The 20,091-nt window shown below is 71.0% G+C and carries 16 protein-coding genes; 9 read left to right on the forward strand and 7 right to left on the reverse strand.

Annotation, left to right across the window (positions count from 1 at the left end):
* Nucleotides 1-60 precede the first annotated feature (60 nt).
* Nucleotides 61-771 carry a DUF6882 domain-containing protein gene (locus ON41_RS16200; protein ID WP_040748427.1) on the reverse strand — a complete coding sequence of 237 codons (711 nt, stop codon included), beginning with the start codon at nucleotides 769-771 and terminating at the stop codon, nucleotides 61-63.
* Between the two features lie 46 nt (nucleotides 772-817).
* Nucleotides 818-1,552, reverse strand: a complete 735-nt coding sequence (locus ON41_RS16205) for a TetR/AcrR family transcriptional regulator (protein ID WP_040748428.1) — start codon at nucleotides 1,550-1,552, stop codon at nucleotides 818-820.
* Nucleotides 1,553-1,650: 98 nt separating this feature from the next.
* Between ON41_RS16205 and ON41_RS16210 the strand changes: the two genes are divergently transcribed.
* Together ON41_RS16210 and ON41_RS40290 are read left to right on the forward strand one after the other, a co-directional pair.
* Nucleotides 1,651-2,550 (forward strand): AurF N-oxygenase family protein, encoded by a 900-nt coding sequence (locus tag ON41_RS16210; protein WP_040748429.1) that lies wholly within the window; start codon nucleotides 1,651-1,653, stop codon nucleotides 2,548-2,550.
* Nucleotides 2,547-3,518: a DUF4873 domain-containing protein gene (locus ON41_RS40290; RefSeq protein ID WP_083905400.1), complete on the forward strand. Its 972-nt coding sequence runs from the start codon at nucleotides 2,547-2,549 to the stop codon at nucleotides 3,516-3,518. Before ON41_RS16210 ends, ON41_RS40290 begins: the two co-directional genes overlap by 4 nt.
* Nucleotides 3,519-3,596: 78 nt before the next feature.
* Here the strand turns inward: ON41_RS40290 and ON41_RS16220 are convergent, their stop codons facing one another.
* The 4 genes from ON41_RS16220 to glnA all read right to left on the reverse strand — a co-directional run bounded on the left by ON41_RS16220 (nucleotide 3,597) and on the right by glnA (nucleotide 7,837).
* The gene (locus ON41_RS16220; protein ID WP_040748430.1) at nucleotides 3,597-3,956 is read right to left on the reverse strand and encodes a nuclear transport factor 2 family protein; all 360 of its coding nucleotides are present in this window, start codon (nucleotides 3,954-3,956) and stop codon (nucleotides 3,597-3,599) included.
* A gap of 94 nt (nucleotides 3,957-4,050) precedes the next feature.
* Nucleotides 4,051-4,419: an arsenate reductase family protein gene (locus ON41_RS16225; RefSeq protein WP_083905388.1), complete on the reverse strand. Its 369-nt coding sequence runs from the start codon at nucleotides 4,417-4,419 to the stop codon at nucleotides 4,051-4,053.
* A gap of 29 nt (nucleotides 4,420-4,448) precedes the next feature.
* The gene (locus tag ON41_RS16230; protein ID WP_169336488.1) at nucleotides 4,449-6,170 is read right to left on the reverse strand and encodes a DEAD/DEAH box helicase; all 1,722 of its coding nucleotides are present in this window, start codon (nucleotides 6,168-6,170) and stop codon (nucleotides 4,449-4,451) included.
* Between the two features lie 257 nt (nucleotides 6,171-6,427).
* On the reverse strand, nucleotides 6,428-7,837 hold the full coding sequence (gene glnA / locus ON41_RS16235; protein ID WP_040748516.1) for a type I glutamate--ammonia ligase: 1,410 nt from the start codon (nucleotides 7,835-7,837) through the stop codon (nucleotides 6,428-6,430).
* Nucleotides 7,838-8,320: 483 nt separating this feature from the next.
* Between glnA and ON41_RS16240 the strand changes: the two genes are divergently transcribed.
* The 7 genes from ON41_RS16240 (at nucleotide 8,321) to ON41_RS16270 (ending at nucleotide 18,330) form a co-directional block, all read left to right on the forward strand.
* Complete coding sequence (locus ON41_RS16240) at nucleotides 8,321-10,102, forward strand: AMP-dependent synthetase/ligase (RefSeq protein ID WP_040748517.1); 1,782 nt, start codon at nucleotides 8,321-8,323, stop codon at nucleotides 10,100-10,102.
* 19 nt (nucleotides 10,103-10,121) lie between these two features.
* The gene (locus tag ON41_RS39065) at nucleotides 10,122-11,303 is read left to right on the forward strand and encodes a PucR family transcriptional regulator (RefSeq protein WP_157185492.1); all 1,182 of its coding nucleotides are present in this window, start codon (nucleotides 10,122-10,124) and stop codon (nucleotides 11,301-11,303) included.
* Nucleotides 11,304-11,682: 379 nt separating this feature from the next.
* The gene (locus ON41_RS16250) at nucleotides 11,683-13,194 is read left to right on the forward strand and encodes a condensation domain-containing protein (RefSeq protein WP_157185493.1); all 1,512 of its coding nucleotides are present in this window, start codon (nucleotides 11,683-11,685) and stop codon (nucleotides 13,192-13,194) included.
* Nucleotides 13,185-14,639 carry a condensation domain-containing protein gene (locus ON41_RS16255; RefSeq protein ID WP_040748431.1) on the forward strand — a complete coding sequence of 485 codons (1,455 nt, stop codon included), beginning with the start codon at nucleotides 13,185-13,187 and terminating at the stop codon, nucleotides 14,637-14,639. Before ON41_RS16250 ends, ON41_RS16255 begins: the two co-directional genes overlap by 10 nt.
* Nucleotides 14,639-16,006: a condensation domain-containing protein gene (locus tag ON41_RS16260; protein ID WP_040748432.1), complete on the forward strand. Its 1,368-nt coding sequence runs from the start codon at nucleotides 14,639-14,641 to the stop codon at nucleotides 16,004-16,006. The genes ON41_RS16255 and ON41_RS16260 overlap by 1 nt, the downstream gene beginning before the upstream one ends.
* Before the next feature lie 103 nt (nucleotides 16,007-16,109).
* Nucleotides 16,110-16,718 carry a TetR/AcrR family transcriptional regulator gene (locus tag ON41_RS16265; RefSeq protein ID WP_040748433.1) on the forward strand — a complete coding sequence of 203 codons (609 nt, stop codon included), beginning with the start codon at nucleotides 16,110-16,112 and terminating at the stop codon, nucleotides 16,716-16,718.
* Nucleotides 16,719-16,767: 49 nt separating this feature from the next.
* Complete coding sequence (locus tag ON41_RS16270; RefSeq protein ID WP_040748434.1) at nucleotides 16,768-18,330, forward strand: FAD-dependent monooxygenase; 1,563 nt, start codon at nucleotides 16,768-16,770, stop codon at nucleotides 18,328-18,330.
* 66 nt (nucleotides 18,331-18,396) lie between these two features.
* Here ON41_RS16270 and ON41_RS16275 read toward each other — a convergent pair whose 3' ends face one another.
* Nucleotides 18,397-19,908 (reverse strand): ArnT family glycosyltransferase, encoded by a 1,512-nt coding sequence (locus tag ON41_RS16275; RefSeq protein WP_040748435.1) that lies wholly within the window; start codon nucleotides 19,906-19,908, stop codon nucleotides 18,397-18,399.
* Nucleotides 19,909-20,091 lie beyond the last annotated feature (183 nt).

The following is a 20,091-nucleotide window of genomic DNA, read 5'->3' on the forward strand; positions in this document are numbered from 1 at the left end:
GTTCGGGCAGGGAAACGGATACCGCGTTCGGGCGGGAAACGAATACCGTGCCGGCGAGAGTCAGGAGGCGGCGGCCGCCACGTCCGAGATCCGGCCGTCCTCGTCGAAGTCGACCGTGCCGTGGATGTCCGGGCCGGAGAAGCTCACCCGGTCCGGCGTGGGGGTCACCGCGAAGCCGCGGCGTTGGAGGTAGCTCCGCACGGCGCGGCGCTGATCGGACAGGCCGAGGTGGCTGACGGCCCGCTCGAGTACCGCGACGACGCCGTCCGGATCCGGGTCGGGCAGCCGGAATTCGGGATGTTCCACCAGGAATGCCGCGCGGGCGCCGTCCTCGCCGAGCACCGCGTCGTAGCCGGTCCAGCGGCCCGTGATGATCTTCGCGACCTCCGTCAGGAACCCCACCACGTGCGGCGGCTCCGGCGGGATGCCGGTCAGTGTCGCGAAAGGGAGTTCCGCGGTGGCCAGCGCGGTGATCTCGTGCTGAACCCCGAAGTAGCGCACGGCCTCCGCGACCTCGATGACCGGCGCCGGGAAGCCGCGCGGATTCGCCCAGGACCACAGCCACGACCCCGCCGCCGGCGCCACGGTGCCCAGCAGATGGAATTCGGTGCACACGAATGTGGCGTCGGCGCCGACGAATTCGAGCCGGCCCCCGGCCAGGTCGCAGCGCCACGAGTGCTCCCCGAGCAGGCTGGTCAGACGCATCTGGTGTTCCAGTGACAACAGGGCGGCGTCGTCGAGCAGATCGATCAGGGTCGCGGGTCCGGGCACCGGAGCGAGACTAACGAAACCGACCGCCCAGCACCACACCTGGCGACTAGGAAACCTGCTGCACCCGACCCGTTTCCGACCGCGCCAGCAGATCGGACACCATGGTGTCGCGTTCCAGCGGGACGCCGAGACTGCGCGCGTTGCCCTCGAACAGGGCCAGGACCGACGCCGAGGCGATGCCCTCGATCTGCTCCGAGGTCAGCGTGGTGGCCGGATCCGCGCGCCAGCCGTTGACCACGCCGTCGACGAAGCCGATGATGCCGAACGCCATCGGCCGGGCCCGGTTCGGATCGATCCCGAAGCGCGACAGCGAGGCCGCGAACAGGTCGGCCAGCTGCCCGCCGATGCGGTCGCGGGCCCCGGCGAGGGCCTGCGACGAATCGCCCTGCGGCGCACCGCCGGCCAGGAACCGGTGCAGATGCGGATGCCGGTCCACCCAGCCGACGTAGGTTCCCACCGCGCCGCGCACCGCGTCCTTGAGTGTGCCGTCGGCCCGCAGCGTCGGCATCAGTTCCGCCAGCAGCGATTCCAGGATGCGGCGGCGGATCTGCTCGTCGAGATCGGCGCGGCCGTCGAAATGCCGGTACACCACCGGGCGGGGCAGCCGCAGCCGGTCGGCGATCTGCTGCACCGAGACCTCGACGCCGTTCTCCTCGATCACCTCGACGGCGGCGTCCAGCACCTCGGCCCGGCGCTGCCGCTTGTGGCCGTTCCACCGCGTACTGCGGCCGTCGACCGACGGCTGATGCCGCGATCCGGACGTTCCGCTGGTTTCGGCCACACGCTTACGATACCCGCCCCGCTATTGACCGTTACAGCATGTCTCACTAATCTGACTGTTACAGCCTGTATCGGTAATCAAGCATTGGGAGAGCTGTCATGGGCAACGACGCCACTCTGCTCCCGCGCGAATCCTTCGCGCAGCGCCTGCTGACCGGGTCGGTGCGGAAGTCCTACGACCCGGTGGTGGACCTGGACTGGGACGCGCCGCTGGATCCGGAGAAACTGTTCCTGCCGCCGGAGGTGGTCTCGCTCTACGGCACCGAGCTGTGGGAGTCGATGACGCCGGAGCAGCGCCGCGAGCTGTCACGGCAGGAGCTCGCGAATGTGCTGTCGACCGGCATCTGGTTCGAGAACCTCCTCAACCGGCTGCTGCTGCGCGAGCTGATGAACGACGATCCCACCACCCGCCACTCGCACTACACGCTCACCGAGATGGGCGACGAATGCCGGCACATGATGATGTTCGGCAAGCTCATCGATCGGATCGAGGCCCGCCCGTACTGGCCGACACCCGCTGGGCGCCTGGTGATCTCGTCGCTGCAGCTGTTCCTGCGCGGATCGATGACATGGGTGGGCGCACTGGTCGGCGAGGAGATCTTCGACGCGCTGCAACGGCGCACGCTCGACGATCCGCAGTTGCAGCCGCTGGTGTCGCGGGCGATGCGCATCCACGTCACCGAGGAGGCGCGGCACATCGGATTCGCCCGGGACGCGCTGGCGCGGCAGGTTCCGGCCATGTCGCGGGCCGAGCTGGCCTACACGCGGCTGTGTGTCGCGGTGGCGGCGCCGCTGTTCGTCCATCTGATGACCAACCGGCACATGTACGACCGCGCGGGGCTGGACGGGCGGGCGGCCCGGCGGATCGCGCGGAACAATCCGCACGCGCAGCGCACGCTGGGCACGGGGGCGGCGAATCTGGGTGCGTTCCTGGACAAGCAGGGGCTCATCGGGCCCGTCGGCAAGTGGATCTGGCGGCGGCGAGGGCTGTGGGCATGAGCGGCGATCCCGCGATCGTCGTCGTGGGCGCGGGGACCGGGGGCATTGCCGCCGCGAACGAGCTGCGGAGTGCGGGAATCGAGGACTTCGTCGTGCTGGAGAAGGGCGTGGAGGCCCGCGACGCGGCCGCGCGCAAGTCTCGGCCATGGCCGTTCGGCCGCCGGCCCGGATTCCGAGATCCCTTGCGCCGCACCACTGATCGACACGAATCGACCTCCCACGTCCGGCCGAGGTCGGAAGTGACCGACCTGGACTTCGACGACGAGGCCGACCGATGGGAGGTCCGCACCACCGACGGGCGGCTGCGCCCGCGCGTGGTGGTTCTGACGTCGGGTGCGCTACGCGACGTCCCGCGCATCGCCGGTGTGGGCCGGCGGACGATCCAGGACGTCCGGGGAGAGGCTTTCCTTGGGGTGGCCTTGCACGGATTCCCGAACCTGTTTCTGATCACCGGTGGCGGACAAGGCATCTCGGTGGTCTCGGCGCAAGCTCGCTACATCCGGCAGTGCGTGGAGCGGATGCGGAGCACCGCGAGCACGAGGATCGAGGTCCGCGCCGCCACCCAGCACGAGTTCACCCGGCGCGTGCGGGCGGGCGCGGCGCCCTCCCGGCGCGCCCTGCGCCGGCCCGGCCCACACCACTTCGATCTGACGGTGCCCGCGGAACGTGAACCGGCGCACGAGTATTCGGGCCCCGCACTCTTGGACGCCCCCGGCGCCGAGATGCCGGTGACGGTCGCGCTGACCGGCCACCCGGACCCGATCGACGGCCGCTACCACTGGTACGGCCGGGTCAGCGCGGCGAACGGCGACGATCTCCCCGATCCGCGCCGCGGGCAGGTCCACCTCACGCTCCCGGGCGGCACACCCGCCGCCGGGACCTTGCAGGAACGCGACCCGTGGGGCAACCTCCGGATCGTGGGCCTCGGCACTCCCCCGTTCCCGACGGCGGCCGCCGAGACATACTGACCGCGCATGTCGGCGCGCACGAAGAGCGGCGAACCGCTGAGGGATCCCCGTGCGCGCCGGGCTTCCACCTCCCTCCGGTCAGCCGGGGACCTTGTCCAGGAAGCCGTGCACGGTCGCGATGCGGCCGTCCTCGAGGGCGATCACGTCGAAGCCGACGACCAGGGGCTCGGCGCCGGGCGCGCCGAGATTCCAGGTGAACCGCGCGATGTCGTGGTGACCGTCGACCCGGTCGCCGAGGGTGAAGCGCAGGCCCGCGAACTGCTCCTGCGCCCCGGCGATCACCTGGTCGATCGCCGCCGGCCCCACGACGGAGGCCAAGGGGTCGGTGTAGGTGGCGCCGGGCGTGTAGACCTCGGCGAGGAGGGCCTGGCGCTTCCCCGGATCCTGCTCGTTCCAGGAGTCGATGTACCGCTGTGCAATGGTGTCGTATTCGCTCATGACACCAGCATCTGCGACGCGCGGACCGGAGTCGATTACGCGTCAGGTAATGATCCGGCCCGCGAATCCCACTGGGGCGCAGCCGTGATCGCGATTACAGGACCGACTTCAGCGACTGCTCGTCGCGCGCGACGACCGCCTGCCCGTCGCCGGTGGCGATGATCGGGCGCTGGATCAGCTTCGGATGCAGAGCCAGCGCCTCGATCCAGTGCTCGCGGTCGGCGGGCGTGCGCGCCCAGCCGGAGATGCCGAGTTCCTTCGCCTCGTCCTCCGCCGTGCGGGTGATATCCCACGGCTCCAGGCCGAGTTTGGCCAGCACCGCGCGGATCTCCTCCACGCCCGGCGGATCCTCCAGGTAGCGCCGCTCGGTGTAGGCGACGCCGGCCTCGTCCAGCGCCGCCTTCGCCGCCCGGCTCTTGGAGCACCGCGGGTTGTGCCAGATCTCCATCTGATCGGAAGTCATGAGCGAACGATACCGACCGGCCTATCGGGCTAGCCGCGCCGACGGCCACCGCCCGCCCGCGAGAACCCCGCCACGCCGCCGGTGCTGCCCGCGGGGGCCGCGCCACGGCCCGTGCCGCGATTCCCGCCCCGGTGACCGCCGCCGTCCTGGGTACCCGCTCCGGCGGACGCGTTGCGCCTGCCGCCCGCGGGGCTGCCGCCACCGGCCTTCTCACCGCGACCGCGCCCGGCGGGCGCGTTGCCGCCACGACCCCGCACCGGAGCATCGGCGGCGCGGCGACCACGGCCACCCTTCGCCCCCGATCCGGCGAAATCACCCGCGTGGTCCGAGCGACCGGAACCACCCTGCGAGGCCGCACCGCGACCACTCTTGACCGCCGAACCGCCGCGACCGTTCTCGCCGGGCGCACGCCCACGACCGCTGTCGGCTACGGCGTGTCCGCGACCGTTTCCGGCGGCCGCACGGCCGCGGCCGTTCCGCGGCGTGCCCGAGGCGCGTCCGCGGCCGGAGGCGTTGTCCCCGGCCCGCTGCCTGCCGGACGGCTGCTGCGGGGCCGGCGGGGCGGCGGTAACCAGCGGGGCGATCTCGCCCACCAGGTCGCTGACGGCCGCCGAATCCGCGGTGACCCGTTGCGGCCGCACCGAGATCGCGGCCCGGCGCATCAGGGCGGCCATATCCTTGCGCTGGTCGGGCAGGACGAGGGTGACCACGTCACCGGTGCTGCCCGCCCGCGCGGTGCGGCCCGAGCGGTGCAGGTACGCCTTGTGCTCGGCCGGCGGGTCCACGTGGACGACGAGTTCCACATCGTCCACGTGCACTCCGCGCGCGGCGACGTCGGTGGCGACCAGGACCCGCGCCGCGCCGGACGCGAAGGCCGCCAGATTGCGGTCCCGGGCGGGCTGGGCGAGGTTCCCGTGCAGGTCGACGGCCGGAATGCCGGCGGTGGTCAGGGTCTTCGCGAGCCGCCGGGCCTGATGCTTGGTGCGCATGAACAGGATGCGCCGGCCCGTGCCGGCGGCGAGCTTGTGCACGAGGTCGTTCTTGACCGACGGGCTGCCGACCTCGAAGACGTGGTGGGTCATGGCGGCGACCGGCGAGGTGGCCTCGTCGACCGAGTGCAGCACAGCGTCCGGCAGAAAGCGGCGGACCAGTTTGTCGACCCCGTTGTCGAGGGTCGCCGAGAACAGCAGGCGCTGGCCGTCCGCGGGCGTCGCCGCGAGGATACGGGTGACGCCGGGGAGGAAGCCGAGGTCGGCCATGTGGTCGGCCTCGTCGATCACGGTGATCTCCACGGCGTCGAGGCTCACCAGCCCCTGCCCCATGAGATCCTCGAGCCGTCCCGGGCAGGCGACGACGATATCGACGCCCTCCCGCAGCGCCCGCACCTGGCGATGCTGGGTGACGCCGCCGAAGATCGTGGTGACCTTCATCGAGTACGCCGCGGTCAGCGGTTCCAGCGCGGTGGCGATCTGCGTGGCCAGTTCCCTGGTCGGGGCCAGGATCAGGCCGAGCGGCCGGTTGGGGCGGCGGCGGCCCGCGAGTTCGCCGGACAGCCGCGCCACGGTGGGAATCGAGAAGGCCAGCGTCTTGCCGCTGCCGGTCCGGCCGCGGCCGAGCACGTCGCGCCCGGCGAGCGTATCGGGCAGGGTGTCGGCCTGGATCGGGAACGGCGCGGTGATACCGGCCCGATCGAGAGCCCGCACCAGCGGTTCACGGACGCCGAGGGCGGCGAAGGTCGTGGTCGTATTCACAGAGATGTCAATGTCTTTCGGGCATGGGTGCCCAAGTCGCACGTCGGATATCGGATCCGAGCCGAGGGCACACGGTGGCGAGATTGCCGATGGGCAATTTCGATCGCCGCAAGAAGAGCCGGTGCCGCCCAGCTGGACGCTGGTGCGTAGCAATCTACGACGCTGGGTGCGCGTCGCACCCGGACACCAGCGTAGCTCGAGTGGTGCCGGAACACGACTCGGTGTAGTAGCCGTCACCCTCCGGGCGCGAGCGACGGTCACACGTCGTAGTACAGCTCGAACTCGAAAGGATGTGGGCGAACGTTGATCTCGGCGATCTCGGCCTCACGCTTCAGCCGGATCCAGGTCTCGATGAGGTCGTCGGTGAACACGCCACCCTGGGTGAGGTAGTCGTTGTCGGCCTCCAGCCGGTCGATCACGGCGGCCAGGCTGGGCGGCGTCTGGATCACCTCGGCGGATTCCTCGGGGGTCAGCTCGTAGAGGTCCTTGTCGATCGGGACCGCCGGTTCCATCTTGTTCATGATGCCGTCCAGCCCGGCCATCATCATCGCCGCGAAGGACAGGTACGGATTGCCGGACGAATCGGGACACCGGAATTCCAGGCGCTTGGCGGCGGCGCTCGCGCCCGTGACCGGAATGCGCACGGCGGCCGAGCGGTTGCGCTGGCTGTAGACCAGATTCACCGGCGCCTCGAACCCGGGGACGAGCCGCTTGTAGGAATTGACCGTCGGATTGGTGAACGCCAGCAGGGACGGCGCGTGGTGCAGCAGCCCGCCGATATAGTGCCGCGCCAGATCCGACAGCCCGGCGTATCCGGCCTCGTCGTAGAACAGCGGCGAGCCGTCCTTCCACAGCGATTGGTGCACATGCATTCCGGACCCGTTGTCGCCGAACAGCGGTTTGGGCATGAACGTGACGGACTTGCCGTGCTCCCACGCCGTATTCTTCACGATGTACTTGTAGAGCTGGAGGTCGTCGGCGGCGGCCAGCAGCGTACTGAACCGGTAGTTGATCTCGGCCTGCCCGGCGGTGCCGACCTCGTGGTGCCCCTTCTCCAGCTCCAGCCCCGCACGCTGCAGGTTCGTGCACATGGCGTCGCGCAGGTCGACGTCGTGGTCGTAGGGGGCGACCGGGAAGTACCCGCCCTTGGCACGGATCTTGTAGCCGCGGTTGATACTGCCGTCGGGATTGTATTTCTCGCCGGTGTTCCAGTCCGCCGACGCCGAATCGACCTCGTAGAAGGCGCCGTTCATGGTGGTGTCGTAGCGCACCGCGTCGAAGATGTAGAACTCCGCCTCCGGGCCGAAATAGGCGGTGTCGGCGATGCCGGTGCTGCGCAGGTATTCCTCGGCCTTGCGGGCCACATTGCGCGGGTCGCGGCTGTAGGCCTCGCGAGTGTGCGGATCGTGCACGAAACAGTTGATATTCAGCGTGGTGGCGGCCCGGAAGGAATCCGGTCGGCAGGTCCGCGGATCCGGCAGCAGTAGCATGTCGGATTCGTGGATCTGCTGGAATCCGCGCACCGACGACCCGTCGAACGCGATACCGCCGTCGACCAGATCGGGCCCGAACATGGTGGCGGGGATGGAGAAATGCTGCTGTACGCCCGGCACATCACAGAAACGCACATCGACGTATTCGACGTCGTGGGCGTCGATGTAATCCATGATGCCGGCGGTGGTGGGGGTGATCACCGGTGACTCCTCGGGACTCGCTCGTCGTCGCCGTCAACCATACGACTTCCGATCGCTCGCGGAGCGCGAATCACGCTGTGCGCCAGTATCATTCAAGATCACGACAGCTCCCGGGCAGCGCGCCGACCGGTCGGGACGCGCTCGGCGTCGACGGGCGTCGGGGAGGCGGCCGAATCGGACCCGATAAGATAACCGACCCTTTGCGTCGAACCGACAGATCCGGGGTCGCAGCGAACCACATAACCCCAGCTCGGTTGGCGCGACGGTAGCCGACCGCCGTGCACACTGCACAAATCTGCCCCGGGCACTCTGCCCGATTGCCGGTAGCGTCCGGCCGCCCGCCACGGTCTGCTGGATACCGACACCGAGATCATCGCCGTGACCTCGGGCCCGCGAAGCAGAGGTCAGGTTGTGAGTTCATCGACGGTGGCGACCGGCAGCGCGGTACAGCGCCGGATCCGGCCCCGCACCCTGTGCGAGGCGTTCCAGCACAACGTCGTCCACCATCCGGACGCCGTCGCCGTCCGCACCCGCGGCGACGCGGTGCGAATCACCTGGCGCGAGTACGGATCCCGCGTGCGAGCCATCGCCGCGGGCCTGGCGGCGCTCGGGATCGGCCGGGGCGACACGGTGGCGCTGATGCTGACGAACCGCCCCGAGTTCCACCTCTGCGATACCGCCGTCCTGCATACGGGCGCCACACCGTTCTCGGTGTACAACACCAACCCCCCGGATCTGCTCGCCTACCAGTTCGGCAATGCCGGCAACGCGGTGGTGATCTGCGAGGAGCGGTTCGTACCGCAGGTCCTGGCGGCCGTGGAACGCGCCGCCGCGCAGGGGTTCCGGGTCGAGCACGTGATCTGCGTGGACGGCGCGCCGTCCGGCACCGTCAGCCTGGCACAGGTCGAGGCGACCGGCGATCCGGACTTCGACTTCGAATCCGCGTGGCGCGCAGTGGGTCCGGAGGACCTGCTCACGATCGTCTACACCTCCGGGACGACCGGGCGGCCCAAGGGGGTCGAACTCACCCACACCAATTTCATCGAGAACGCCCGCATCGTCGACGAATTCGGCGGCGGCGGCATCGAGGACCGCGTGGTGTCCTATCTGCCCGACGCGCACGCCGCCAATCGCTGGTTCGCCCATTACCTCAATCTCCTCGAGGGCGCGCAGATCACCACGGTGCCCGACCTGAAACAGGTCGCCGACGCCCTGACCGAGGTGCGCCCGACCGTCTTCCTGGGCGTGCCGCGCATCTGGGTGAAAGTCAAAGCGGCGCTGGAGGATCGGCTGGCCGCCGAACCCAGCGCGGTGCGCGGTGCGCTGGCCGCGTGGGCGATCGGCGTCGGCCGCGCCCGCGCCCGCGCGATCTCCGACGGCCGACCGCACACGCCGCTCGACACCGCGCGCTACCGGATCGCCGACCGGCTGGTGCTGTCGGCCATCCGGACGCGCCTGGGCATGGACCGCATCCGCATCGCGGTCACCGGCGCCGCGCAGATCCCGCGGGACACCCACGAATTCTTTCTCGGTCTCGGTCTGCCGTTGTGCGAGGGGTACGGCATGACCGAATGCACCGCGGGCGCCACGGTCACGCGGCCGGAACGCATCCGGATCGGCACGGTCGGCACCCCGCTGCCCGGCGCCGAGGTCCGGCTCGCCGACGACGGCGAGGTCCTCGTCCGGGGCCCGATGGTGATGCGCGGCTATCGCGGGGAGCCCGGGAAGACCGCCGAGACGGTCGATTCCGAGGGCTGGCTGCACACCGGCGACATCGGGGAGCTGGACGCCGAGGGCTGCCTGCGGATCATCGACCGCAAGAAGGAACTCATCATCAACGCGGCCGGTAAGAACATGTCGCCCACCAATATCGAGAACACCGTCACCGCGCACACCCCGCTGGCGGGCATCGTGGCGGTCGTCGGCGAGGGCCGCCCCTACAACACCGCGCTGATCTGTCTCGACCCCGACCTGGCCGCCGCCTTCGCCGAACGCCACGGCCTGCCCGCCGCCGAGATCGCGGCGCTCGCGCGGGACGCGCGCGTGCGCGCCGCGGTGCAGGCCGGCGTGGATGCCGCCAACGCGGAACTTTCCCGGGTGGAACAAATCAAGAAGTTCGCGATACTTCCGGAGGTCTGGCAGCCCGGCGGAGACTGCCTGACGGCGACCGGCAAGCTGCGCCGGAAGCCGATCGCCGCCGCGCATGCCGATACGATCGAGTCTCTGTATGCCCCGTAACTTCCGGACGGAGGAAGCCGTGGAATCGCCGACCCGGGACCGCGCCCTGGAAGCCCTGTATCTGCGCGCCGGCGCGCTGATGCAGGAGTTCTCCGACTCGGTGCCGCCGTATCGCAGCATTCCGCAATCGCTGTTCCTGCCCGGCTGGGAACGCGGCGCGAAGCTGAATATCGAGCTGTTCTTCGACTACCTGCGCCGCGGTGAGCCGCCCGGTCCGGACGACACCCGGGAACTGGTCGACCTCGCCCTCGACCGGGTACGCGACGGCGAACCCCTCGAGGAGGTGCTGCGCCGCTACCGCGCGGGCGCGGAGTACATCTTCGACCGGCTGCGCGCCGCCGCCGCGGAGACCGAGCGCGAACTGCTCGCCGACGCGGCCCTGCCGCTGCTGCAGTACGTGACCACGGTGGTCGAGCGCATCGCCGTCGCCTGCGTGCACCGCGCCCACGATCCGCGGTGGGAACTGCTCGAGCGCCGCCGCACCCTGGCCGACGCGCTGCTCACCGGCCGCGACCCGGTCGAGTGGGCGGACGAACCGGCGATCGCGGTGCCGGAGGCGTTCGTGGTCGCGGTGTTCCGGCTGGGGGCCGGCGGCCGCCCCGGCTCCGGCACCAGCGATCTGCGCCACTGCATCGAGGCCATCCCGGGCGTCTTCCTGCGCCTGGACAGCGGCGGCTGGACGGCGCTCGTCCCGCTGCAACCCGGCGACGACGGCACCGCGACCATCGCGAGCCTGGCCGGGCGGCTGCCGGACCGGGCCCCGGAGGTGGCGCCGCCGTTCTGGGTGGGCGTCGGCGCGGCCCACGCGCGCACCGAGGTCCCCGCCGTGTTCGCCGAGGCCCGCACGCTCGCCGAACTGGGCCGCTGCCTGGACCGCACGGAACTCGTATGCCGCAGGGAGAACCTGCAATTCGAGTACACGGTCGCCGCCAGCGGCGCGGCCCGCCCCGGCCTGGCGACGGTGCTCGCGCCCCTCGACGCGCAGCCGCTGCTGGCGGAGACCCTCGAGATGTTCGTCGACAGTGGCTTCAATCAGCTCGCCACGGCCCGCCAGCTGAACATCCACCGCAATACGGTCACCTACCGGCTGGCGCGCGTGCACGAGCTGACCGGTCTCGATCCGCACCGGCCCACCGACGCCATGACGCTGTCGGCCGCCCGGATCGCCCGGCGGCTGGAATCCGCGTCGTTCGCGCCGTAGGGCTCCGGCTCGCCCCGGCGGTCGTGACGTTCCGGCTAATCCGAAGTGAATTCCGGCTCGCGAGGTTTACGCCGAAACTATCTCGGGCGTCCTCCTGAGTGGTACTTGACGTGTCATCTCAAGAGGCAGGCAGTGCGAAGTCCGAAATTTGCCAAAAGGTAGCCGACTCAATTTGACGACCCTTTTACGGCCGGTGATCGAACTCACCGTCACATCCTCTGGTCATATGACTTAGAGTCATCCGCATTCCGGCGAACGACGAGGTCACCGGTAACTTCAGACAATCCGAGCGTGCCCTGCCGAGCACGCCGACATTTCCCGCGTCGAACCGGAAAACCACTTCCGTTCGAAATTTTCTGACATCGGATGAGGGATGTTCATGGAATTCATCGAACTGGCCGATTACCCCCTGCGCGCCGGACGGGTGACGGAATGGCTGCCCACCGCGGACGCCCACTGGGCCGAGTGGCCGCGCGACTGGCGGGCGGTCTCCTACAACCACGAACGGCACCTGCGGGACGCCCTCGATCATCACCGGGTGCGCGTCGGCCGCCAGTGCTGGCTCGGTCACGTGCTGCGCGTCGAAGGGCCGCTCGACGCCGCCGCCTGGCGGACGGCTTTGGAGGCGTGGGTCGACCGGCACGAGGTGCTGCGCAGCCATGTCGCGATCGAGGGCGGGCGGCCCGCGCGCTACACCCTGCCGCCGGGCGCGGCCCAGGTCCGTCCCGTCGACGCGGGCCGGCCGGCGTCGGCGATGTCCGCCTATCGCCTCGTGCACCGGCTCCTCGACGAGCGCACCTCGCCGCTGGACTGGCCCGCCCACCTGTGCGTGACGATCGACCACCGCGAGTCGTTCACCGCGGTCGTCGCGGCCGACCACTCGGTCATGGACGGCTATTCGACCACCTCGATCGGCGGCGAACTCCGCGCGCTCTACGACGCGGCCCGCGCGGGCAACCACCCCGCCCTGCCGCCCGCCGCAAGCTATCTGGACTTCTGCCATCTCGAGCGCCGCCGCGCCGACAGTGCCACCGCAGACCACCCCGCGGTAGCGCTCTGGCGCGAATTCCTCACCGCCGCTGCGAATTACGAACCGACCCCCGGTGACTTCGCCGGGGCGGCCACATACCCGGTGGCCCCGACCCCGGCCGACAGCACGGCCCACGCCACACCCCAGCGGGCTCGCGCGGCAGAGACCGCCGTCCGGCACGCGGCTCCGCAGCACACCCTCGCGGTCGAGGTGCTGGACGCGGCGGCCGCCGATCGGGCGGCCGCGGCAGCACGCGAGCACGGGCAGGGCCTGGTGGCGGTGCTGCTGGCCGCGTTCGCCGCCGCGCATACCGAACCGGGGAACGCGGGCGAATTCCGCACGGTGGTCCCGATGCACACCCGCGACGAACCGCGGTGGGCGGACAGTCTCGGCTGGTACGTCGGCCTCGCCCCGTACCGGATCGACTGTGACGCACGGGGACTCGCGGATCTCGTGGCGCCGTCGGGCACGGAGCTGCGGCGGTCGCGGACGGCGGCGACGGTGCCCTTCCCCCGGGTCTGCGAACTGCTCGACGTCCGGCCACGGATCTCGTCGATGGTGTCCTACATGGATATTCGCGGTGCGCTCGGCGCGGATCGCTGGCTCGCGTCCGATACGCGCTGGCTGCGCAGTCGCACCCGATCGGCCGACGAGTTCTTCTGCTGGTTCCTGCGTACGCCCGCGGGCGTCACGCTCAATATGCGCTGCCCGGGCACCGCCCGCGCCACCCGCGACGTGCACCGGCAGGTGCTGCGGGTGCGCCACCTACTCGACGGCTACGCCCGCCACGGCGACGCACCGCTGCGCGCCGGGGCACCCACCTCCCGCACCCTCGGACAAGGAGCGCCGACATGGAGATGATCCACCTCACCGAATGGCTGCCCAAACCCGGCGAGCTGCTCGAATTCACGCCCACCCCAACGGCTTCCGCGGCCGCGGCGGCGGCCCCGGCCTCCCCGGCGCCGCCCTCGTTCATCCAGGAGTTCCACATCCGCTACTGGCAGCGACGCCGGCGCGAGTCGGAGCCCGGGGACGTCGCGCGCAGCGTGCGGACCGAGCTGTCGATGTGCTTCGGCATCGCCGCGCCGCTGGACCGCGACGCGCTGCGGCAGGCGTTCACCGACCTGCTGCGCCGCCACGACAGCCTGCGCTGCCGGTTCGACTCGACCGATTCCGGCTTGACCCGTTACGAGGTCGATCCCGAGGCGGTCACGCTCGAGACCCGGACGCTCGGCGCGCACGACTCGAGCGAGGCTCTGCGCGACCGCCTCGCCACCCGCTTCCAGGCGCCCGATCCGAGCGTCTGGCCCGCGTTCGCCTGCGGCGCGATCGACCACGGCGACGACGGTTTCACGGTGTATTTCAGCCTGGACCACGCCTTTTCCGACGGCACGTCCCTGGTCGCGGCGATCGTCGAACTGCATCAGCTCTACACCGCCCGCGCCGCGGGCGCCGAACCCGCGCTGCCCCAGGCGGCCGGGTACGCCGACTACGCGCGGGAGGAGCGGGATCGGATCGACGCCCGGCCACCGGAGCTGGAGCGCCTGGCCCGCCTGCTCGCCGACAATGCCGATCACATCCGCCCCACGCCGTGGGATCTGGGCCTCGAAGCCGGGGAATTCGGCGACAGCACCGGCGCGCGGGTCGATCTGCTGACCGGCGCGCAGTGCGAGTCCTTCGCCGCCGCCTGCACCGAGGCCGGGGGGTCGTTCGTCTCCGGGCTCTATGCCGCGATCGCACTCGCCGAACTCGAATTCGCCGGGCGTACACGATATCTCGGCCTCAACGTCCTCGGTACCCGCACCGATCCGCGCTTCCGGACCACCCAGGGCTGGTTCGTCAACCTGCTCCCGGTCACCTTCGAGGTCGGCCGGTCCGCGCGGTTCACCGACCTCGCCGCCCGCGCCCGCGACGCCCTGGCCGAGATCAAGGCGCTGACCGGCATTCCGCTGCTCGCCGCCCTGCCGCGCGCGGCGGAACTGGCCGGGCGCGAGCTGCCGCAGGTCCGGGACTGGCCGTGGGTGTCCTATATGGATATGCGGCCGATCTCCGGCGACGTGCTGGAGCGCTCCCTGCCCGGGCTGCACGGCATTCGCGGGCTCGGCTCGTCCTCGCGCATCGGCCAGCCCTCCCCGCTGTGGTTCAACCGCGAGGCCGACCGCGTGCACGTGGCGGTCATGTTCCCCGACACCGCCCGCGCGCACGCCTCGGTCGGCGCGTACCTCGACCGGCTGCGCGCGGTCGTGCGGCAGATCGCGGAGACCGGCGAATCCCGTACCGCGGCACCGGGTTCCGAGGTGACCTGATGCGCCTGGCATTTCTCGACGGGCTCGCCGTGCCGCCGGGCGCCCTGCTCGAATGGGCGGTGTCGGCCGAGCCGGTACCGGATCCGACACCGCCCACCGCCAACCAGGTCCTGCACCTCACCGCGGACGGGCCGACCACCTGGCTCGCGGCCGTCTTCGACGTGCCGGGGCCGATCGACGAGGCGGCGCTGGAGGCCGCCTTCGCCGCCTGGCTGCCGCGCCACGACGGGCTGCACTGCTGCTTCACGCCACCGGCCGGCGCAGACGGCCCCGGGCTGCGGCTGGTGTCCGACAACGACATTCGCCTCATCGCCCGGCCACCGGCGTCCGCGACCTCCGCCGGCGAGATGCGGAACCTGCTGGGAGCGCGCCTGGACGCGGCGTGCGCGCCGTTCACCTTTCCGCCGTACTTCCTCGGCGCGATCACCCGGCCCGACGTGTCGACCGTCGTCTGCGGTTTCGACCACGCGGTGTGCGACGCGTGGTCGACCACGGTGGCGGTCACCGAACTCGACGCGCTCTACCGGGCCGCGTGCGAGGACGGACCAGCGGCGGTGGACGCGGCGGCCGAATCCCTGCCCGAGCCGGGCAGTTTCCTGTGCTACTGCACCCGCGAGGCCGCCGCGCCGACGACGGAGACCGGGACGCTGCTGCGCGGCTGGCAGGAGTTCCTGCGCGCCGCCGGTGACGACCTGCCGCATTTCCCCCTGGACCTCGGCGTGCCGGCGGGTGCGCGGGCGGCCGCGGACAGCGACGTCCGCACGATGCTCACCCCCGCCGATATCGCCGGGCTGGACCGGCGATCGCGGGCCGGCGGTCATTCGGTCTTCGCCGTGCTGCTGGCGGCGATCGCGCATTCGGTCGCCAAACTCGGCGGAGGCGCGCACACCGATCTGGTGTTCCCGGTGCACACCCGCCGGGAACCGCGCAATCACCACACCTTCGGGTGGCTGGTGGCCAACGCGCCCGCGCGCATCCGGGCGGAGGACGATCTCGCCGCGGCGATACCCGGTGCGGCGGCGGCCGTCCGCGACGGGCAGCGGCTGGCGCGGATACCCGCCACCACCGTCTTCGCCGCGGACGGCACCGTACTTCGCCGCGCCCGGCACGGCCTGTTCAGCGTGTCCTACACCGACTATCGCCACCTGCCGGGCGGCTCGCGCGGCGAGTCCGGGCACGCCCTGCCCCGCGGGGCCACCCAGATCAGCCGGTCCGCGCCGGTCGACGACGTGCAATTGTGGTTCGCCCGCACCGACGAGGGCCTGACGCTGCGCACCCGATTCCCCGGCACGGCGACCGCGCGCGGCGTCGTCTCCGAATTCCTGTGCGTCCTCACCGATCTCGTGCGCACGGCCGCGCGCGACTGATCGCCCTGCCGTAACCCCAGGTAGCGGCGTAACTATGCCCACTGGGCACATTTTCCCGAAAGGAAATCTTGCCCAGTGGGCAATTTAGTGCCAGAATCGGTGCATGGCCGACGAACTGGGACTGCGGGAACGCAAGAAGCTCGACACCCGCCGGGCGCTGAGCGATGCCACCCTGGAACTCGCCTTCGAGCGAGGGCTGGACAATGTCGTGCGCGAGGACATCGCCGCGCGGGCCGGCGTCTCGGTACGCACCTTCAGCAATTACTTCGCCAACAAGTACGAGGCGATGGGCTACCGCCAGGTCGAGCGCATCCAGCGCAGTATCGACCTGCTCCGCGCCCGCCCCGCCTCCGAGCCGATGTGGACCGCGGTCACGGCGGCCGTGCTGGAGCCCTTCGAGAGCGAGGGCCTGCCCGGCTACCGCCCCACCCGGGAGCAGCTGGCCGAGATCCGCAAGCTGGTCCAGGCGCCCGAGGTCCAGGGCGCCCTGAACCGGTGGACCTACAACGACATCACCTCGGCCATCGCGGAGCGCAGCGGCACCGATCCGCGCCGCGATCTGTATCCCCGGCTGGTGGCGGGCGCGGTCGTCGCCGCGTTCCAGGCCACCACCGAGATCTACATCCACGCCGATCCCCCGATCGGCATCACCGAACTGCTGCGGCAGGCGCTGGCGGCATTCGCCGACGGCCTGCCCGAACCCACCCGCTGATTCTTCCGACAACCGCATAGACCGCCACAGAAATGGGGGCTGATCAGCCATGCCCGAAACACGTACCGACATCGTCATTTCCGGCGCGGGCCCGAACGGGCTCATGCTCGCCTGCGAACTCGCGCTCGCCGGGGTGACACCCGTTGTCCTGGAGCATCTTCCGGGCCCGTCCGAGGAACCGAAGGCCAACGGCATCATCGGCCAGGCCGTCCGGCTGCTCGAGATGCGCGGCCTGGCCGGCGACGGCGACTTCACCGGCCGCACCGGTGCGCTCGAGCCGCTGCCCGGCTACCTGTTCAGCGGCATGCGGCTGGACCTGTCCGAGGTGCCGCGAAATCCGTTGTACGGCGCGGGGATTCCCCAGCCGCGCCTCACCCGGCTGCTGGCTCGCCGGGCCGGGGAGCTGGGTGTGGACGTCCGCTGGGGTCACGCGCTGGAGGGTTTCGAGACCCTCGATTCCGGGGAGATCGCATTGACGATCACGGGACCGGACGGCCCCTATACGCTGACCACCCGATACCTCGTCGGCGCGGACGGCGGCACCAGCCGGGTCCGCAAGCGCGCCGGCATCGCCTTCCCCGGGACGACCGCCGACGATCACGTGACGCGCTTCGGCCACGCCACCGTTCCGGCGGAATGGCAGCTCCCGGACGGCGGTATCGAGATTCCCGGCGCGGGCCGATTCTCGTTCGGGCACAACAGGATCGAAGGCGGCATGCTCGTCTACGCGGAACTGGTTCCCGGGCGGCCGATGATCGGGGCGACGGAATACGGCGGGGCCCCGGTCGACCCCGAGACGCCCATGACCTTCCAGGAGTTGCGGGACACCCTCGAGCGCGTGCTCGGTGTCCCGGTGCCGATCACTCCCCCGGCCGGCCCCGGGCCGCATGCGCTGCGGCGCACGGTCGATCAGAACACCCGGCTCGCCGAGCGCTACCGGGAGGGGAATGTCCTGCTGGTCGGCGACGCGGCGCACGTTCATTCGGCCATGGGCGGCCCCGGGCTGAACCTGGGCCTGCAGGACGCGGTCAATCTGGGCTGGAAACTGGCCGCCGAGATCCGGGGCCGCGCCCCGGCCGGACTGCTCGACACGTACCAGAGCGAGCGGTATCCGGTCGCCGAGCGGGTCATGATGCACAGCCTGTCGCAGACCGCGCTCATGGCGCCGGGGCCGCAGGTGACCGCGCTGCGGCAGCTGTTCGGCGAACTGCTGGACATTCCCGAGGTCGCCACCCACATCGCGAACCTGCTCGCGGGATCGGACGTCCGCTACGACATCGGCGACGACCACCCGCTCTCGGGCCGCCTCGTCCCCGACCTCACCGTCGACATCGACGGCCGCCCACGCCGGATCGCGGAACTCCTGCGCCCCGCCCGCCCGATCCTCCTGGACGGCACGGGAACCCGCACCGAGGCCGCCCGCGCCTGGTCCGACCGCATCGACACCCACCACACGCCGAACCTCCTCGACGTCTCCGGCGTCACGGCCGTGCTCATCCGCCCGGACGGCTACGTAGCCTGGGCCACCGCCGATTCCACCGGCCCCGGCCTCCCCGAGGCCCTCGACCGCTGGTTCGGCCCGGCCCACACCCCCGCGGCCGTCCACTCGTAACAACCACCCACGGGCCCTTTCCCCGGGAGGAAGGGGCCCGTCGCAGTATTGTTGTCTGCCAACGGTTTACAGGTGCATCCACCGTGGCCAGATCTCGGACCAGGGGTGGCGGAGGCCGGTGCACCGCCAGATCGTGACGCCCTGGGTGTTGCCGGGAAAGCCCAGCCGCGTGTCCACCTTGCCGACCGGGTCCACGTGGTCGAATTGGGCGCGCAGGATCGCCTCGTAGCCGCCGACGGCGAGGACGGTGGCAGCGTCATCGGGCGGCGTGCCGAAGTAGCCGAAGCCGCGGCTGAGGCTGTAGATCGGGGGCAGGTGGTCGCGGCCGAGCTGGTCCAGGGCGGAGGCCTGCCAATAGGTGTCGGCGAGGATCACGGCGCGGGAGCGCTCGGGCGGCGGGAGCGCGTCGTAGGCCGCGGTGACGGCGGCGTCGAGTTCGGGCCAGCCGAATCGGCCGTACACCCCGATCGCCACCGCGGCCTCGGCGTCGTCGTGCGGCGGCGCGACCTTGTCGGCCGGGCGCCAGGGAACAGAGGACGCCGTGAAGGCCACCGCCACCGTTGTCAGGACGATGAGCGCGGCGGTCGCCGCGTACCGCCGTCCTCGCGGCAGCACGCCGAGAGCGGCCACGACACCCACCGCACCTGCCGCGATCACCACCCCGTACATCCCCGCCGCGTAGTAGATACGGCCTCCGGTCACCATGAACACGACGTACAGCAGAATCAGGGTCACGCCGAGAAACCGATAGGGCCGCAACGGTTTCCAGAACAGCAGCGCCCACAGCCCGGCCAGTAGCAGCGGCGCGCCCAGGAATCCGGCCGTGGTCAGCGACATCGGCACGAACAGCAACCGGCCGCCCAGAATGCCCTGCTCCCCGGCGATCTGGCTACCCATCGCCAGCTGCGGCCAGTCGTGGCGCGCCTGCCAGAGCAGTTCCGGCACCGCCGACATCACCGCGATCGCGCCGCCCGCCCACAGCGCGGGCCGGCGCGCCAGCTCCCGCGGCCCGAACACCTGGCTGCCGAGCACCACCGCGATCCAGAAGAACGGAATCAGCCACTTCACCTGCAGATCCACCGCCGTCACCAGGGCGGCCGCCAGCAGCAGCGCGTCGCGGCGGGTCCGCACCCACCGCACCACCAGCCACGTCACGATCACCCACAGCGCGGTGTCCACGGCATTGGTGGTCAGCATCGCGCCCTGTAGCAGCAGGAACGGCGACGACGCGTATCCCACCGCCGCCAGCGCCTGTGCCCGGCGGCCGCCCCCGAATTCGCGGGCGAGCATGGCGCACACCAGGATCGCCGCCACCGTCAGCACGACGGCGGGCACCCGCAGCACGAGATAGGACCCCGGCGCGAGGCTGTCCATCAGCCGCGCCAGCAGCGGCAGGACCGGCCCTTGATCCGCGTACCCCCACGACGGCCGCCGCCCCGCCGCGAGGAAGTACAGCTCGTCCCCGAAGTACCCGTACCGCGACGCCGAGAACAGCAGGACCGCCGCCGACACCACCGCGACGACGATCACGGCCGGTGGTGGCTCGGCGCGCACGCGCTCGGCGGAACGATCCACCACTTGTGTCACCGGCACCCTCCGCGCGCATCGATCGTCGGACCAGTCCGAATCTATCCGCCTGCCCGTACCGCGCCGTCCAACCCGGGGGCGAGTCGCGCCGCGGACCGGTGCCCCCGTAACCGGTGGCACCGCCTCCGACCGGCTACGGTGGCTGCGAGTTCGGACGGTGAGAGGCGAAGTCGG

The organism is Nocardia transvalensis NBRC 15921, assembly GCF_000308875.1.
GTDB lineage: Bacteria > Actinomycetota > Actinomycetes > Mycobacteriales > Mycobacteriaceae > Nocardia > Nocardia transvalensis.